15 protein-coding genes are annotated in these 16,972 nt (G+C 72.2%); 10 read left to right on the forward strand and 5 right to left on the reverse strand.

Annotation, left to right across the window (positions count from 1 at the left end; genetic code table 11):
- Positions 1-47: 47 nt before the first annotated feature.
- Entirely contained in the window at positions 48-1,298 is a 1,251-nt protein-coding gene (locus BMG523DRAFT_RS01135) for a DUF4352 domain-containing protein (protein ID WP_043590144.1), read from the reverse strand.
- Between the two features lie 325 nt (positions 1,299-1,623).
- On the opposite strand from BMG523DRAFT_RS01135, the gene BMG523DRAFT_RS01140 reads away from it, so the two are divergent.
- The 3 genes from BMG523DRAFT_RS01140 to BMG523DRAFT_RS01150 all read left to right on the forward strand — a co-directional run bounded on the left by BMG523DRAFT_RS01140 (position 1,624) and on the right by BMG523DRAFT_RS01150 (position 4,530).
- Positions 1,624-2,934, forward strand: a complete 1,311-nt coding sequence (locus BMG523DRAFT_RS01140) for an NYN domain-containing protein (protein WP_011437485.1) — start codon at positions 1,624-1,626, stop codon at positions 2,932-2,934.
- Positions 2,935-3,084: 150 nt separating this feature from the next.
- A complete protein-coding gene (locus BMG523DRAFT_RS01145; RefSeq protein WP_011437484.1) occupies positions 3,085-3,318 on the forward strand; it encodes a hypothetical protein in 234 nt (77 codons plus the stop codon).
- A gap of 81 nt (positions 3,319-3,399) precedes the next feature.
- Complete coding sequence (locus BMG523DRAFT_RS01150; RefSeq protein WP_043590146.1) at positions 3,400-4,530, forward strand: glycosyltransferase family 4 protein; 1,131 nt, start codon at positions 3,400-3,402, stop codon at positions 4,528-4,530.
- Here the strand turns inward: BMG523DRAFT_RS01150 and BMG523DRAFT_RS01155 are convergent.
- Positions 4,527-6,326 carry a long-chain fatty acid--CoA ligase gene (locus BMG523DRAFT_RS01155; protein WP_011437482.1) on the reverse strand — a complete coding sequence of 600 codons (1,800 nt, stop codon included), beginning with the start codon at positions 6,324-6,326 and terminating at the stop codon, positions 4,527-4,529. The genes BMG523DRAFT_RS01150 and BMG523DRAFT_RS01155 overlap by 4 nt on opposite strands.
- A 308-nt stretch (positions 6,327-6,634) precedes the next feature.
- On the opposite strand from BMG523DRAFT_RS01155, the gene BMG523DRAFT_RS01160 reads away from it, so the two are divergent.
- From BMG523DRAFT_RS01160 to BMG523DRAFT_RS01180, 5 genes are all read left to right on the forward strand, one after another.
- Positions 6,635-7,402: a metallophosphoesterase gene (locus BMG523DRAFT_RS01160; RefSeq protein ID WP_043590148.1), complete on the forward strand. Its 768-nt coding sequence runs from the start codon at positions 6,635-6,637 to the stop codon at positions 7,400-7,402.
- 152 nt (positions 7,403-7,554) lie between these two features.
- On the forward strand, positions 7,555-7,989 hold the full coding sequence (locus tag BMG523DRAFT_RS01165) for an SRPBCC family protein (protein WP_043590200.1): 435 nt from the start codon (positions 7,555-7,557) through the stop codon (positions 7,987-7,989).
- 15 nt (positions 7,990-8,004) lie between these two features.
- Positions 8,005-9,210 (forward strand): ArsA family ATPase, encoded by a 1,206-nt coding sequence (locus BMG523DRAFT_RS01170; RefSeq protein WP_277870082.1) that lies wholly within the window; start codon positions 8,005-8,007, stop codon positions 9,208-9,210.
- Positions 9,207-9,797, forward strand: a complete 591-nt coding sequence (locus tag BMG523DRAFT_RS01175; protein ID WP_235187022.1) for a hypothetical protein — start codon at positions 9,207-9,209, stop codon at positions 9,795-9,797. Before BMG523DRAFT_RS01170 ends, BMG523DRAFT_RS01175 begins: the two co-directional genes overlap by 4 nt.
- Entirely contained in the window at positions 9,794-10,852 is a 1,059-nt protein-coding gene (locus tag BMG523DRAFT_RS01180; protein ID WP_023841262.1) for an ROK family glucokinase, read from the forward strand. The genes BMG523DRAFT_RS01175 and BMG523DRAFT_RS01180 overlap by 4 nt, the downstream gene beginning before the upstream one ends.
- Positions 10,853-10,952: 100 nt before the next feature.
- On the opposite strand, the gene BMG523DRAFT_RS01185 is transcribed toward BMG523DRAFT_RS01180, so the two are convergent.
- Genes BMG523DRAFT_RS01185 through BMG523DRAFT_RS01195 form a run of 3 tightly spaced genes read right to left on the reverse strand, consistent with a single transcriptional unit; the run spans position 10,953 to position 13,898 of the window.
- Entirely contained in the window at positions 10,953-12,197 is a 1,245-nt protein-coding gene (locus BMG523DRAFT_RS01185; RefSeq protein WP_011437476.1) for a hypothetical protein, read from the reverse strand.
- 50 nt (positions 12,198-12,247) lie between these two features.
- Positions 12,248-13,108, reverse strand: a complete 861-nt coding sequence (locus BMG523DRAFT_RS27080; protein ID WP_051623728.1) for a hypothetical protein — start codon at positions 13,106-13,108, stop codon at positions 12,248-12,250.
- On the reverse strand, positions 13,101-13,898 hold the full coding sequence (locus BMG523DRAFT_RS01195) for a carboxylesterase (RefSeq protein WP_043590150.1): 798 nt from the start codon (positions 13,896-13,898) through the stop codon (positions 13,101-13,103). The genes BMG523DRAFT_RS27080 and BMG523DRAFT_RS01195 overlap by 8 nt, the downstream gene beginning before the upstream one ends.
- Before the next feature lie 626 nt (positions 13,899-14,524).
- Between BMG523DRAFT_RS01195 and BMG523DRAFT_RS01200 the strand changes: the two genes are divergently transcribed.
- Both BMG523DRAFT_RS01200 and BMG523DRAFT_RS01205 read left to right on the forward strand, forming a co-directional pair.
- Complete coding sequence (locus BMG523DRAFT_RS01200; protein WP_035731772.1) at positions 14,525-15,394, forward strand: 1-acyl-sn-glycerol-3-phosphate acyltransferase; 870 nt, start codon at positions 14,525-14,527, stop codon at positions 15,392-15,394.
- Between the two features lie 308 nt (positions 15,395-15,702).
- A complete protein-coding gene (locus BMG523DRAFT_RS01205) occupies positions 15,703-16,968 on the forward strand; it encodes a hypothetical protein (RefSeq protein ID WP_235462784.1) in 1,266 nt (421 codons plus the stop codon).
- The last annotated feature ends 4 nt before the right edge of the window (positions 16,969-16,972 follow it).

Genomic DNA, 16,972 nt, shown 5'->3' on the forward strand with positions numbered 1-16,972 from the left:
TTTCAGGGGTTCTGGCGGTTTCAGCGGTTCGTAGGGGTACGCGGCGGTCAGAGCTGGAACTTCGGCGGATCGACGGCGAACAGCGGTTCCCAGTTCAGGATGGCGTGCCCGGGCGGCGCATCGATGACGATGTTGCCCCGGACCCGTTGCCCGGCCTTGAGAGTCGACACCGACAGCCGTGGCGCGACGTTTTCGTAGCTGCCGTCGTACCGGGTGCCGTCGGAGGTCTGGATGTAGAAGTCGGACGGCGAGGCGGACGTCGACCCGCGGCTCACCTCGACCGTCACGTTAATGACGTAGTAGGCCCCCTGGGTGGGCGCGTCGCCGTACTGGGTCACCTTGCCGGTGGTGGAGCAGACGCTGTTGAGGGTGACCCTGGCTTCGAAGTCGCTGACCGAGGAGGTGGCCCGGCCGACGGCGGTGCCGGACCCGCCGATCGTCGCGGTGCCGGCCGCCGGCGCGTGCTGTGGCGTCACCGGAACGCAGTTCGGCACTCCGTTCGGGGCGGTCGCGGTCGGGGCGGCCGCGGTCGGGGCGGTCGGGGCGGTCGCGGTCGCGGTCGCAGTGGTGTTCGGGAGGTCGGGCACGGTCACCGTCGGGGCCGGCGGGGAGGCGATCTCGGTGCCGTCACCGCCGCGCACCGCGAGGGCGATCACGACACCGAGCACGATGGCGGCGACCACGGCGAGGGGCACGATGATGAACAGCGGATTGGCCCGCTGCCGGGGCGGAGGCAGCGGGCTGCCCTGCTGCCAGCCGCCGGGCGGCGGGTAGCCCCCCGGGAGGTTGTGGTAAGCCCCCGGGGGGCTCTGGTAGGCGTCGGGAGCGCCCTGGTAGCCGACCGTCCCCGGGTATGGGGCACTCCCACCCTGGTAGGGCCCGGCAGCCGCGGCCGGGGGATGGTCCGGCTGTTGCCAGCCGCCCGGTTGTCCCCAGCCCTGCCGTTCGCCGGGCTGTCCCCACCCTGGCGCGGCGCCGGGGTGCTGTGGGGCGCCGGGGTGCTGTGGGGCGCCGGGGTGCTGCGGGCCGCCGGGCTGCCCGCCCCACTGCTGCCCACCCGGTTGTGGGGCGGTGCCTGGCCAGGCGAGGCGTGTCTCCTCCGAGTCGGGCTGGTTCGGCTGGCCGGGCTGGGGCGCTCCCCACGATGGGACCGGGGCCGCCGGGGGAGTAGAGGACGAACCGGAGGTGGGGGTGCTGCCGGCGTCCGCGGGCTGGTGCCAGGGATCACTCGGCTGCCTCCACGCCTCCTGGCTCCCGTCACCGCTGGGGGGCTGGTGAGGCGGGTTCTGGTCGGTCACGATGATCCTCTCAGGCGCAGCCAGGGCCGCGTTCGGAAGAAATCGAGCATAAGGGGCGCGCCTCGCGAGGCTACATAAGCCGACTTTCACCTAAGACAATGACCGCCCAGCCGTAGGCCGCGACGTACCGATCCGGCCGGTAGCGGCTGTGAGTGCCCTGAGCTCTCCCGATAAGCTGTACTGTCATCGTTCTCCCCATTGGCTCCGGAGTCCCGCGTGCCTTGCTGTCTGGCCGGTTGGACGAGCCGTTGGAGATACGGCCCGCCCAGTTTTTCCGTCGTGCGCGTGATGACGGACATTTCGTCGCCACCCTCGGGTTCGCCGCATGCGTGAGCCGCTTCCGGCGCCGGTGCGGGCGCATGTCGTCGAGTTCGCCGAGCGGACGCTGGCGGATCTTCCCGAGTCGCAGGTCCCGCCGTCGCTGGTCGCGGTGCGCCGCTTCAAGCCCTCCCGCCGTGTCCGCCAGGGGGCCGTTCCGCTGGCCGCGGCGGTGGACGGTGACGTGTTCCGCGGCCGGGTCGCCGAGTGGATCCACCGTCATCATCCCGAGCTTGTCGAAGCCGTCAGCTCGCCGGACGGACCGCCGCCCGCGGCGCCCCCCGAGAAGATCGCCGCGGTCGCGTACCTGCTGCGGGTCTCCGGCTGGCAGGAGCTGGTCCAGGTCGCCGCGGCGTCCACGTCGGAGGCGGCGGCCCGCAGCCAGGTTGACGAGGCCGGGCGGACGATACTGCGGCTCACCGAACAACTCGAGACGAGCAAGCGCATCGCCGCGGCCGAGCAGGAGGAACTGCGCGAGCAGCTGCAGGCGGCCCGGGCGGAGGCGGACGAGGCTCGCCGGCGGCTGCGCTCGTCCGCTGCCGGGATCCGGCAGGCCGAGCAGGCCACGCGGGAGGCCCTGACCGCGGCCGAGGCGGCCCGGAACGCCGCCCTGGCCGCCAGTCGGGATGCCGAGGCGGAGACCCGGCGGCTGCGCGGCCGGGTGGCGGAGCTGGAGAGCGCGCTCGCCTCCACCCGCCGGGACAGCCGCGAGTCCCGCAGCGTCGATGACGCCCGGTTGCGCGTTCTACTTGACACCCTGATCGCCTCGGCGCACGGCCTGCGACGCGAACTCGACCTCCCGACGATGGTCGCGAGGCCCGCGGATCTCATCGCTCGCGGCGGAGCCGGTCCGAGTAACGGCCCGCAGGCGTTCGTCGGGGCCCGCGGGCGGCCGGACGACGACCCCTCCCTGATCGACGAGGTGTTGGCCGTCCCCGGGGTCCATCTGATCATCGACGGGTACAACGTGACCAAGCGGGGCTACGGCCGCCTCACCCTGCAGGCCCAGCGTGAGCGGCTGCTGTCCGGACTCGGTGCGCTCGCGGGCCGCAATCCCGACAGCGAGGTCACGGTCGTCTTCGACGCCACCGCCGTCGTGGCCCGGCCGGTGGGTGTCGCCATGCCTCGGGGGGTGCGCGTGCTGTTCAGCCGGCCCGGGCAGCTCGCTGACGAGGAGATCGTCCGGCTGGCGCGGATGGAACCGGAAGGCCGTCCGGTCTTCGTCATCACCTCCGACCGGGAGGTCGCGGAGAACTGCGTCGCAGCCGGAGCCCGGGCGGTGCCCTCGGCCGCTCTGCTGGCCCGCCTCGACCGGTAGGGGATCCGCCGGGCGGGACTTTCGCCGGGCGGGACTTGTCCGCCGAGAATTGTCGGACCCTGGACTTACCGTCGGTGAAGTCGGGAGATCGGTGCTCGGATTGTTTGTCGTCGCCGACCTCCACCGGTTCGGATCCGGAAGGTGCGCACGATGCTGATCGACTGTGACTCCTGCACCGCCCGTGGTGTCAGGTGCGCCGGCTGCATGATGACCGTCCTGCTCCCGGCGTCGGGCCCGCCCGTCGGCTGGGACGCCGAGGAGCTCGAGGCATTGCGGTTGCTCGCCGACGCCGGTCTGCTGCCCCCGCTCGCCGACGTGCGGACGGCCCTGCTGGACCAGGCGCCGCGGCCGGACCAGACGCCGCGGCGTCGCCGCGCCGGCTAGCCCGCCCGGCCGGGGGATTCCGGCGCGGGCGTCGGTGGGGCCGTGGGAAAACGCGGTGGGACCGTGGGAGAATATGAGCGGATGCGCGTGCTGGCCGTCACGAACGATTTCCCGCCCCGTCCCGGCGGGATCCAGGCCTACGTGCACAACTTCGCCTCGCGGCTGCCCGAGGGCGAGATCGTCGTCTACGCTCCGGCCTGGAAGAACGCCGCCGCCTTCGACGCCGAACAGAACTTCCCGGTCGTGCGGCACACCACGTCGCTAATGCTGCCGACACCGGACGTCCTGCGCCGAGCCAGAGAGATCGCCCGGGCGGAGGGATGCGACACGATGTGGTTCGGCGCCGCGGCACCGCTCGGGCTGCTTGGAGCCCGGCTGCGCCGCGACACGGCCATGCGCAGGATGGTCGCGAGCACCCATGGTCACGAGGTCGGCTGGGCGGCGCTGCCGGGGGCGCGTCAGGCGTTGCACAGCATCGGCACCGCGGCCGACGTCATCACCTATCTGACCGACTACACCCGGGCCCGGATCCGGCCCGCCTTCGGCGGCCATCCCACCTTCGCCCGGCTGCCCAGCGGAGTCGACCCCTCGCTGTTCCATCCCGGTCACGGGCGCGAGGAGATGCGCCGGCGCCACGGGCTGACGGGCCGCCGGGTGGTGGTGTGCGTAAGCCGGCTGGTCGCCCGCAAGGGCCAGGACATGATGATCAGGGCGCTGCCCATGGTACGGCGCCGCGTACCGGACGCCGCGCTGCTGATCGTCGGCGGCGGTCCCCGGCGGGGTGACCTTGAACGGCTCGCCCGGGAGAACGACGTCGCCGAGCATGTGATCATGACTGGTTCAGTGCCGTGGGAGGAACTGCCGGCGCACTATGCGGCGGGCGATGTGTTCGCGATGCCCTGCCGCTCCCGCCTCGCCGGCCTGGAGGTCGAGGGGCTCGGCATCGTCTTCCTTGAGGCGTCGGCGACCGGCCTGCCGGTGGTGGCCGGCCGCAGTGGGGGTTCCCCCGACGCCGTCCTGCACCAGCACACCGGCATCGTGATCGACGGTACCGATCTGGCGCAGGTCGTGACGACCATCGGTGATCTTCTTGCCGACCCCGACCGGGCGGCGTCGATGGGTGCCGCGGGGCGGGCGTGGGTCGAGCTGCGCTGGCGGTGGGACGTCCTCGCGCAGGACCTGCGCACGCTGCTCGCCGGCCCGGACGGTTAGCGCGGGGTAGCGTAGATGTCCTCCACCGCCTGGCTGAACCGGTCGAGCACCAGCGAGCGGCGCACCTTCAGGCTCGGGGTGAGCTCGCCGGTCTCCACCGTGAAGTCCTGCGGCAGGATCGCGAACTTCTTGATGCTCTCGGCATGCGACACTGTCGCGTTCGCGGCGTCGATCGCATTCTGGATCTCGGTGCGCAGGCCGGCGTCGTCGATCAGGTCGGCAACCGTCGCGCCGGCCGGCTTGCCCGCCGAGGACCGCCACCGGTCGAACGCCTCGGGATCGAGCGTGACGAGGGCGGCGACGAAGGGCCGCCGGTCCCCGATCAGCATCGCCTGGCTGACCAGGGGATGGGACTGGATGATGTGCTCCAGTGGCGCCGGTGCGATGTTCTTCCCACCGGCGGTGACCAGCAGCTCCTTCTTGCGGCCGGTGATCCGCAGGAAGCCGTCGGCGTCGAGGTCGCCGAGGTCGCCGGTGTGCAGGAAGCCCTCGGCGTCGAGCGCCTCCTTCGTCGCGAGCTCGTTGTTGCGGTAGCCGCGGAACAGCAGGGGACCGCGGATGAGGATCTCCCCGTCATCGGCGATGGCGATCGTCACGCCAGGAAAGGGCTGGCCGACGGTGCCCATGCGGACGTTGCCCGGCCGGTTCGCCGCGGCCGGCGCGCTGGTCTCGGTCAGACCGTAGCCTTCGAGCACCGTGAACCCGATCCCGCGGAAGAAGTGGCCGAGGCGTTCACCCAGCGGCGCCCCGCCGCTGACCGCGTAGCGGGCCCGCCCACCGAGCGCAGCCTGGAGCTTGCCGTAGACCAGCGCGGCGAACAGCCGGTGCCGCAGCCGCAGGAGCAGGCCGGGGCCGCCGCCGTCGAGAGCCCGGCTGTAGGCGACCGCGGTGTTCTCGGCGGCGTCGAAGATCCAACCCCTGCCCTCGGCGTGCGCCTTGTGGCGTGCCCCGGCGTGCACCTTCTCGAACACCCGGGGCACGGAGAGCAGGAAGGTCGGGCGTACCTTGGCGAGATCGGGCAGCAGGGTCCGCGAGTCCGGGGTGTAGGCGAGGGTGAACGCCCCCTGGACCACGCCCACCTGGAGCATGCGGGCGAACACGTGCGCCAGCGGGAGGAACAGCAGTGTGGACGCACCGGGCGCGAACAGCTCGGGCAGCGTGGCGATGGCCGCCTCGGCGGTGAACAGCAGGGCGCGATGGGTGATCTCGCAGCCCTTCGGTTGGCCGGTGGTCCCCGAGGTGTAGATGATCGTCGCGAGGCTGTCGGCGTTGACGGACGCCCGGGCCGCCGTCAGCCGCTCCGGCGCGATGCCTGCGCCGTCCACGGCGAGACCGGCCAGCGCCCCGTGCTCGATGACGAGGACCTCCCGCAGCGCGGGAACGCCGTCGCGTATCTGTGCGACCCGCTCGGCGAGCTCGTCGTTTTCGACCACGAGAACCTCGACGCCGGCGTCCCGCAGGATCCACTCGATCTGGCCCGGGCTGGAGGTCTCGTAGATCGGCACGCAGACGGCTCCGGCCAGCCACGCCGCGTAGTCGACAATCGTCCACTCGAACCGGGTCCGGCTCGCCAGACCGACGCGGTCCCCGGGCCGCACCCCGCGGGCGATGAAGCCCCGGGCGGTGGCCACGACGTGATCGTGGAACTCGCGGACGGTCATGCCGACGAACTCGTCGTCGATCTTGTGTTGGATAAGCGTACTGTCCGGATGTGCCGCCGCGTTGCGGAACACGGCGTCCGTCAGGGTCGCATCGTCGGCGATGGTGACCAGGGGCGGGGAGGTGTACTCGCGCACTGCTACTCCTACCAGATGGCTTGTGCGCGCCGGAGGACGACGCCACGGAACAACGGAAGCACGGAACAACGGAAGAACGGAAGGCCAGGCCAGGGCATCAGACGTTAGCCTCCGGGCAGGCGGTTTGCGACCTTGCGGGGGGCAAAGGGTTCCCTTCGACGGTGTCCGGCCGGTGATCGTCGCCGGTGAGCGCGACCGCCGGGGATACGTCCTGAGATATGCCCGGGATCCGCACGGCATCCCTCATCGGCCGGATGGACCGTTCGAGTAGGGGCGACGGACCCCTGTCGGCGCCTAAGCTTCCAGCCATGCGGGTCCACGTGGTCAGCGACGTGCACGGGCGGGCGGATGCGCTGGCGGCGGCGGGCGAGGGGGCCGACGCGTTCGTGTGTCTGGGTGATCTCATCCTCTTCATCGACTACCACGATCACGGCCGGGGCATCATGGGCGACCTGTTCGGCGCCGAGGCCGTGGGTCGCATGATCGAGTTGCGTAACGCCCAGCGGTTCGACGAGGCCCGGGAATGGTCCCGGACGCTGTGGGCGAGCCTGGGCGGGGACCGTACGCAGATCGTGGAGGCGGCCATCCGCCGTCAGTACGAGGCGCTGTTCGCGGCGTTCCCGACCCCGACCTACCTGACCTTCGGCAACGTCGATCTGCCGCACCTGTATCCCGAGTACCTGCGCGACGGCGTCACCCTGCTGGACGGGCAGACCACCACGATCGGGGGGTTGCGGTTCGGCTTCGTCGGCGGGGGGCTACAGACCCCGATGCGCACCCCCTACGAGATTGACGACGACGCCTTCGCCGCCAAGGTCGCCGCGGTGGGCGAGGTCGACGTCCTGTGCTGCCACATCCCCCCGCACATCCCCGAGCTGGTCTACGACATCGAGGCACGCCGCTTCGAGCGCGGCAGTGTGGCGATCCTCGAAGCCATTCACGCGATCCGGCCGCGCTACGTGCTCTTCGGGCATGTGCACCAGCCGTTGACGGCCAGCCTGGAGATCGACGGCACACGCTGCGTGAACGTCGGACATTTCCATGCTCGGGGGACGCCCTTCGTTCTTGAGTGGTAGCCGGCCGCTCGGCCGGGCGCGCTCGGTGTTCCGGTAGCCTCAGGCGATCGGTCGGGGATTGTTCCCGGGCCCCGGAGAGATCCGGGTTGCCGGTGGGCCGGCGACGCCGTGCTCTTCAGCCGCGCTCGAAGAATGTGGAGGTGCTGTCTGCCATGGCGGACCACGCCCGATCGACGATCGTCATCAACGCCCGGCCCGCCGCGGTGATGGGGGCGATCGCCGACATCTCCGCGTATCCGACCTGGATCGGCCAGATCGAGGAGGCCGAGATCCTCGATGTGGGCCCGGACGGCCGTCCCCGGTGCGCCCGGTTTCGGATCAACGCCGTCGTCATCAAGGACGAGTTCGTCAACGAGTACACCTGGAAGGGCGATGATCAGGTCGTCTGGAGCATGGTCGAGGGCCAGGCGATGTCATCGCAGGACGGCAGCTACACCCTGCGCGACCTGGGTGACGGTAGCACCGAGGTGACCTACGACCTCACCGCCGAGACGAAGATCAAGATTCCTGGTCTGCTCCGGCGGAAGGTGCAGAGCGGCATCGTGGAGGCCGCTCTCAAGGACCTCAAGAAGTACGTCGAGAGCTGAGCGCACGTGCGGTGTGTGCTCTTCACGGGGAAGGGCGGCGGCGGTACCACCACGGTGGCGGCGGCGACCGCGATCCTCGCCGCCCAACGGGGTCACCGGACCCTCGTGCTGTCGGTCGACCCGGCCGCGGGGCTCGCCGGCGCGCTCGACCACCCGATCGGCGCCGAGCCGACCGAGCTTGAACCGGGGTTGCACGGCCAGCAGGTCGACCTGCGCCGCGCGGTCGAGACCCGGTGGCCGGCCGTACGCGAGGTGCTGGCGGGCACCTGGCCGGCCATCAACGTCGATCCGTTCGACCTGGAGGAGTTGGCCTTCCTGCCGGGGGCCGTCGAGACCCTGACGCTGCTCGAACTGCGCGACGGTCTCACCAGCGAGAACTACGACCTGGTGGTGGTCGACGGAGGCCCGGCGGCGGCGCTGGTGCGGCTGCTGGCCTTTCCCGAGACGCTGTCGTGGTACTGTCGCCGGCTGCTGCCGCCCGACGGTGCCTTCGCGCGCTGGCTGCGACCCGGTTTCGGCTGGGCGGCGGCGCTCGGCGGGCGGTGGAGCGCGCTGGCGGCCCCCGCCTACGACACCGTCTCCCGCCTGCACCGGGCGGCGGTCGACCTGCGCGCGATCCTCACCGACCACGCCACCACCAGCGTCCGGCTGGTGGCGACCCCCGAGAGCTCGGCGCTCGCCGCGGCCCGCGGCAGCTTTACGGCGCTGTCGCTGCACGGGTTCACTCTGGACGGCGTCGTCGTCAACCGGATCTTTCCGCCGGCGAACGCGGACGCCTGGCGGGCGGGGTGGGCCGCCGTTCACCGCGAGCAGCTCGCCGACATCACCGCGGCCTTCATGCCCACCCCGGTCCTCCCGGTCGGCTACCGGGCGGGCGAACCGATCGGCCTGGAGGAGCTGGCCGCTTTCGGCGCGGCGACCTACGGTGAGCTCGATCCGGGGAGTGTTCTCGGGGAGCCGCTCATCGGCCCGAGCGGCCAGCCGCGGGTGGAACGCACCGAGGACGGGTTCGCGCTGTCCTTCGGCCTGCCGTTCGTCGACAGTTCCCAGATCGATCTGGCCCGGCTGGGTGATGACTTGGTGGTGACCGTGGGGTCGTACCGGCGGGCTGTTCCGCTGCCCGCGGCGTTGCGTCGCTGCGACGTGAGCACCGCCCGGCTGCGTGACGACCGGCTGGTCGTCTCGTTCGTTCCGGACCCGCGGCAGTGGGTGCGGGTATGACCACGCAGCGGTCCACCCCGGGCCGGCCCGCCGGCGCTGGGCCCGACTTCACCACGCCTCCCCCCGGCACGCCTCCCCCCGACCCGTCCGCGTTGCCCGGCCGCGGGTCGCTCGCGGTCGAAGCCGCCCTGCTCGCTGACGCCCTGCGGGACTGGGCCGCCTCGCATCTGCCCCCCGGTCCCGCCGGGCATCCCGGTCCCGCCGCATCGTCGCCCGCCGCATCGTCGGCGGCGGGACCCGCTGCCGACGATGCGGCGGCGATGCCCGATCCCCAGGCGGATCCGGCGCCGGGACCCGCGGATCACACCTGGCCCTGCGCCGTGTGCCCACTGTGCCGGCTCCTGTCGAGCCTCGCTGGCGACCGCCCCGAGGTGGTTGGCCATCTCCTCGCGGCGGCCGGATCCCTGACCGCGGCGTTCCGCGCCGCCCTCGGTGCCGGTGGGGAGGGCGCTCCCGGGCCCGCCACGCCGCGACGGCGCGAGACGGCGCGCCCCGCATCCGGAGATCATCCATGGCCGGGGGACACCACCGGCACCCAACCAGCCACCGCGCTTAGACCCCGCGTGCAGAGGATCGATATCACGTGAGCATCGCTACTCCTGATAGTTCGAAGAACCTGGATATTCCGGGCAGCTTGACGGTTCCGCGCGCCGAGCGTGCCGGCGCGGCCCCCGGCCCGTTGCCGGCGGAGAACCGGATGGAGGGCCTGACGATCGGCATCGACGTTGGCGGGACGAAGGTCGCCGCCGGCGTCGTGGACGGTGCGGGGACGATCATCACTTCCCTGCGTCGGCCCACCCCGGGCCATTCGGCCGCCGAGGTCGCGGACACCATCGCCAGCGTCGTCGCGGAGCTCAGTGCCGACCACGCCGTGCGCGCGGTCGGCATCGGCGCGGCCGGGTGGGTCGACTCGGACCGGTCCCGCGTCCTGTTCGCACCGAACCTCGCCTGGCGCGACGAACCCCTGCGCGACGAGGTCGGGGGGCGCATCGGCCTGCCCGTCGTCGTGGAGAACGACGCCAACGCGATGGCCTGGGCGGAGTACCGTTTCGGGGCCGGCCGTGGCCGGCGTGACCTCGTCTGCCTGACGGTGGGAACCGGCATCGGCAGCGGCATCGTCCTGGGCGGTGAGCTCTACCGGGGCGCGTCCGGTATCGGCGCCGAGATGGGTCACATGCGGGTGGTACCCGACGGGTATCCGTGCGGTTGTGGTAACAGAGGGTGTTGGGAACAGTATGCGAGCGGGCGAGCGCTGGTCCGGCTGGCGAAGAACATCGCCACCGTGGATCCGAGTGCGGCCGTGCCCATGCTGGAGCATTGCGGCGGTGGCGTCGACGCGCTGACCGGCCCGGACGTCACCGAGGCGGCGCGCAAGGGGGACCCGGCGGCGATCAGGTGCTTCACCGAGATCGGCCACTGGCTCGGCGAGGGCATGGCGACGCTGGTCGCCGCGCTCGACCCGAACCGCTTCGTCATCGGCGGCGGCGTCTCCGACGCCGGCGAGCTGCTGCTCGGCCCGGCCCGGCAGAGCCTCCTGGCCGCTATGCCCGGGCGGGATTACCGTTCCGAGCCGGACATCGTCATCGCCGAGCTCGGATCCCAAGCGGGCCTCGTAGGCGCGGCCGACCTCGCCCGGTTCTGACCCGACCCCCACGGCGATCCCAGGAGGGTCGCCGAAGGCGATTCGGCGGAGACCCCGTACGGCGCCCTGTGACAGGGGTCCCCGCGTCGCGGCGAAGCCGCTACGCGGGGGAGGCCCGGTAGTCGGGTACCAGTTCGGCGGCGAGTTCCTCGAGGAACAGCCCGGTGTCGGCGACGACGCCGACCGCGTGCGCGCTGGTGCGTTCGATGAGGGCGTGCACCGTCGAGGGGTTGACGTCCACGCAGGCCACCGGGACCGAGGCCGGCAGGATGTTGCCGGTGGCCACGGAGTGCTGGGCGCTGGCGATCATGAGGGCGAACGCCACCCCCCGTAGCGCGGCGCGCATCGCCCGCTGGCCTGCCAGGACGTCGGTGTGGACGTCGGGCAGCGGGCCTTCGTCGCGGACCGATCCGACGAGCACGAAGGTCTTGTTGGCCTTGACCATCGCGTGCATGATCCCCTGGGTGAGCACGCCGGACTCCACGGCGGCCCGGATGGATCCCTCCCGGCGGATCGTGTTGACCGCGCGGATGTGCTGCTCGCTGCCGCGCTGCACCCGGCCGCTGCGCAGCGGCCCGAGCCCCAGCGGCGATCCGTAGAGGGCAGCCTCCACGTCGAGTGTCGCCAGCGCGTTGCCGGCGAACAGCACGTCGACATAGCCAGCCCCGACGAGGGCGACCAGCGCCGGCCCGGCTCCGGTACTCACCACCGCCTGACCCGCCACCCAGAGCACCTGCGAGCCCTCGGCCTTCACCTCGCGGATCTGGCGGGCGATCGCCCGGACCAGGACCGCCTGCGGCTGGGTGGAGCTCGGCAGCGGGGCGGCCAGGGATTCGTACTCCTCGTAGATCCGGCTGGAATGGGCGGTGACCGGCAGGACGACCTTCACCCCGTCCACGCCGCACACGATCATGTCTCCCGCGCGCACGTCGGTGACCGGTACCGTTCGCACCCGGCCGTGCGAGACCACCAGGCCGCAGTCCATCTCGGGATGCTCCACCGGCACCCACTGGCCGTCGAGGTGGACAACGGTCTCCAGATTGGTGGTGGAGTAGAAGTCCGGGGGGAAGACGCCGTCGCGGTCGGCCGGCTCGCACCGGGCCGTGCCAGACTCGATCTTGTTCACGCCGTGGACCTGGATCCGCATCAGAATGCGCATGAGCTGACTCGGTGAGTCGGCCCCCACCGTGATGACCGCGTGGGACTCGTCATCGTGGCTGCGCCCCAGGTCGATACGAACGACCCGATAGTCACCGCCATAGTCCAGCACGTCATCGAGAACCCGGGCCAGCACGCCCGTATCCATGAGATGTCCGTGGACTTCGACCTTTTCGTGATATTGCACGCCCCACGCCCTTCCATCTCGGTGCCGGTACGACGGCTGCCACGCCGCGCTCAGACCACCGCGCCGTCGTCGGGGCCGTCGAAGTCCGTGGGCGGACGGTCTCCCATCCGCGCGACCAGCGTGCCGACCCCGCCGAGGATCAGCAGAACCCCGGCGACGTTCTGGGTTCGGGACTGGTTGAAGTCGATCAGGTCCGGAACGACGAGGAACATCACACCGAGGGCGATCGAACCGAGCGCCCAGCGTGTCACGGGCCTGATCCGTGGCAGCGGTGGCGGGGGTGGCGGCTCGTAGTGCTCGCCGTCCGGGTCCGGATCCGGATCCAGATCCGGGTCGTCCAGACCCTCCGGGAGCTGGCCGGAACCCGACAGATCGCCGAGGTCGACGACGAGGTCCTCGGTGCCGCCGCGTCCCCGTCGGCCGCCCTCACCGCCCGCGGACGGGAACGGCAACTGGTCGAGCCCGGGTTCGGTCCGGTCCTCCGACACGGGCGGAGCAGCCGGCTCGAACGGCGGACGTAGGATGATCACAGTGGGGCGGCGGGTGTCGTCCAGATCCTCCGCAGCCGGCCACCGGTGGGATTCGGGCTCCTCGTCGAAGCGCGCGATGAGTTCGAAGAACGCGGCGTCGTCGGCTTTCTGGGAGCGCGGGGAGGGCCGCGGTGCGTCGCCCCCCGCGGTTGTCGCGGATCCGTCGCTGTCGCCGTCGAGACCGCCGCCACCCCGGCCGGCCGTGGGCGCGGCACCGGGCGTGGATCCGCCGCCGGTCGGCTCCTCGCGGTTCGCGGAGGTGCCACCGCCACCGGCGGGGGCGCCGCCCGGCCCGCCGAGGGGAGCCCCCTCGGGCGCGGCGCCGTCCGCCGGCGAGGGCCGGTGCTCGCCGGGTCCTGAACCCGGTGACCGCTCAGTCATCGCCGCAGGGCGCGTCGGGCACGAGCGCGCGTGGCGCGTGCCGCCGGACGAATTCCAGACTTCCGTCGAAGATCGTTTCTCGGTCGTTGTCGAGCGTCGCGACGTGGTAACTGTTCTCCAACAGTCGTTCTTCGGCCGGGGCGCGCAGCCCGGCCAGCAGAATCGCGCCGGAGCTGGCTTCCACCACATGGTCGACGACGCTGCGGTAGGTGAGGACCGGACAGACGATCCGACCGAGCTCCGGCCGGGTCACCGCCCACAGTTGGCGCAGCGACGCGAACGGGCGCAGGGGTACCCGGTCGTAACCGACCTCGGGCACGCCCTCGGCCTTCACGTCGCCAGCCACGCCAGGCACGGCGGGGATCACCCGGCTCAGCAGCGGGGCGAACGCCGCGTGCCACCGGTCGGTGGTGAGGCTGGGATTCACCGTGACGAGGCCGGCGAGGTCCCCGCCGTGCTGCTCGGCCAGCCGCAGGGCCAGGGTCCCGCCCATCGACAGCCCCATGACGAAGACCTGCTCGCAGGTGGTCCGCAGCCGCAGGAACGCGGCCTCCGCCGTAGCGTACCAGTCCGGCCAGGTAGTGGGCACCATGTCCTGCCAGCGGGTGCCATGGCCGGGCAGCAGCGGGCACGAGACTGTCAGTCCGACTGCGGAGAGGTACTCGCCCCAGGGCCGCATGCTGCCCGGGGAGCCGGTGAACCCGTGGACCAGCAGCACGCCGACCGACCCACCCTCGAACTCGAACGGTTCCGCGCCCGGGAGGACGGCCGCACCGGTGACACCCGCCATCGTGATCCGCCCTTCGTGCCTCGCGCGCCCGCCCGTATGCCGCGATGCGGGTCCGGCGACGCGCGGAGGGAAAACGCCGGTAAACGCATGCTCGCACGGTCCGCGGGCTGAGGCCACGGTCGTGCGTGTCTCACTCGCTGCGCAACATCGCTGCGCAACATCGCTGCGCAGAAGCCGCCGGACGGAAAGTCTCCGCCTGATGATATCGGTGATGGGTGGCTACGCGCGCGGGACATCGGGATCGAGGCGCGGTCCGCGGGGGGTTGGGGGCCCGCCGTCAGGTTTCCTGGCCGGCACCGGAGAATGACACGCCGAGCGGGGTAGACCCCGTTCGGTGGACGTCGTGATGACCTCTCCTTAGGCTCGAACAAGCCCATCATCCTGGCGACCCGGCCCTGGGCGACCCGGCGCGGTGGGGTCGCAAGGATCGTCGGGGTCTCCGTGGCGGACCCCGACGAGGCCGCGGGTCGTGGACCGGCGGCGTGCGCCCCGGTGCCCGACCGGCCGGTCGGTTCGTGGGAGGTTCGGGCCAGGTGTGATCGGCGTCGGCGGATGAAGACGGGCGACTGGCCACGGGCGCCCCCGGCGGGCCGTCGTCGTGCGGCGGTGACCAGGTGGGAGCTGTCTTGTTCTACTGGGTGGTCAAGGTATTCCTGACACCTGTCCTGCGACTGTTCTGGCGTCCCTGGGTCGAGGGGGCGGAGAACATCCCCCTGGAGGGGCCCGCGATCCTCGCCGGCAACCATCTCTCCTTCCTGGACCACCTCTTCCTGTCGCTGGTCGTCCCCCGCCGTGTCACCTACCTGGCGAAGAGCGACTACTTCACCGAGGCGGGCGTCAAGGGGTGGTTCAAGCGGGTGTTCTTCAGCGGCGTCGGCCAGATCCCGATCGATCGCAGCGGCGGCAAGGCGAGCGAGGGCGCGTTGCGCTCGGGGGTCCGGGTGCTCCGCCAGGGCCGCCTGCTCGGGATCTATCCGGAGGGCACCCGATCCCCGGACGGCCGGCTCTACCGCGGCAAGGTCGGTGTCGCGCGCTTGGCGCTGGAGGCCGGGGTCCCGGTCATCCCCGTGGCGATGATCGGGACTTTCGAGGTTCAGCCGCCGGGCCAGCTGGTGCCGAAGATCCGTCGGGTCGGCATCCGCATCGGCCGCCCGCTCGACTTCAGCCGCTACGCGGCCATGGCAGATGATCGTTTCGTCCTGCGCTCGGTCACCGACGAGATCATGTACGAGCTGATGGCCCTGTCCGGCCAGGAGTACGTGGACCTGTACGCGAAGCGGGCCAAGGAGGAGCTCGCGGCCGCCCGGGCACAGGCGGCTGCCGGGGCGGCCGCGGCGTCTACTGGCACGGCATCGGTCTCCCCGGCGTCCACCGGCACAGCGCCGGGTTCCCCTGGGGCGGCGACGCCGGCTCGGTCTCCGGATCAGCTCGGGCTGCCGGTCACGGCGCCGGCGAACCCACGTGCCACCAAAGACCGGATCGACCGGGCGGTCTGACCCGTTTGCGGTGGGCACGGCAGGATGGTCCGGTGTGTGGTGACAGCGTTCCTGGCTGGACGGCGATCGGTCGGCGTCGCGGCGGCTTCGAACATCCCCGGCGATTCCCGGGACGGCGTCCACTTCTGGTCGCGCTCGGCCTGATCGTCGGCTGCCTCGCGGGAACGGGCCCGGTGCCCGGGGCCTCGGCGGCCGGTTCCCCCGCTGGACCCGCCGCACCTGCTGGACCCGTTGGACCGTCCGTGGGCGCTGCCCCGGCCGATACGATCGGTCGCTCGGGAACGTATCTTACGGACAGTGATCGCCGGGTGGTCGTCCTGCATGGAATCACGGTGCCGGCCGGGGTGACGCCCACCGCCGGGGACATCGACACCTGGGTCGGCTTCGGATTTACCGGGGTGCGCCTGGCGGTCCCGATGGCCAGCGGCGGCCGCTTCCCGGCGACCTCCGGTGGGCCGGTCCTCGACGGTGCCGGCGCGGCGACCACGCCCGCCGACCCCGGACTCGACCAGGCCGCCGCCCTCACCCGCATGTTCACCGACCGCGGGTTGCGGGTCACGCTGCGGATCGTGCCCTCCTCGGCGGGCTACGTGCCCTCCGTCGCCGGCCTCGCCGCGGGGCTCGAACGGTTGGCGACGCGGTTCCGCGATGTGCCGGGCCTGCTCGGCTACGAGGTGTCCGATGGTGGTGGCGGCGGTGCGGGTCTCGTTGCGGCGGTGGCCGCGCATGACGGCGCGCACCTGCTGTGGCGGGAGCGGCCTGCCCCGTTCGACGCCGCATCGACGGTGGCGGTCAATGATCCGACCGGATACCTGGTCGGCTGGAAGGACGGGTCGGCGGTCAGTGTCCGCGGTCTCGTCGCCTCCGCCGACGCGTTCGGCCTGAGCTGGTTCTACGACGTCCCGAGCCCGACCGGGGGCACGGTGGGCACCGCCGCGCCCGTCGGGCTCGGCGGCGCCGAACGCCGGGCGCCCGCCCCGCCCGCGGACATCGTCCGCCCCTACCCCGTGGCCATCGCCGGGGTACCGGAGGTGTTGCGCTTCGACGCGTCGCGGGTGCTGACGGTGGCCTATCGGACCGCGCCGTCGGCCGGGCCGCCCCTCGCTGCCGGCACGGCGACCGCGATCAGCGTGCCGGCCTGGTCCTATCCGACGGGCTACCAGGTGCAGGTCACCGGGGCGCGGGTGACGTCCGCGCCCGGGGCGGGTCTGCTCTGCCTCGTCAGTGATCCCGGCGCCGCCCGGGTCGAGGTCCGGGTCTCTCCGGCGACCGGTCCCGCGGTGACTCCGCCGTCCGTCGCGGGTTCGGCCGGCTGCCGCGCGACGCCGGCGATCGTCCCGGCGGGAGGGCGGTCGCCGGGACCGGACGGTCCGCGGGTGGCGGCGTCCGGGGATGACGCCACGGAGGAGTACTCCGGGCCGCTGCTGTGGCTGCTGCCGTTGGTCGGTGCCGCCTTGGCGGCGCTGCTGCTCGGGGCCTTGCTGCGCCCGTGGCGCCGGCGCTCGGGCCCCGGCCCGGGGTGGTCCGCGGTCGAGCGGCCGACCATGGCGGACACCTCGGCCGGAGGAGACTGAGCCG

Source organism: Frankia sp. BMG5.23 (assembly GCF_000685765.2).
In the GTDB taxonomy this organism is placed as follows: domain Bacteria; phylum Actinomycetota; class Actinomycetes; order Frankiales; family Frankiaceae; genus Frankia; species Frankia casuarinae.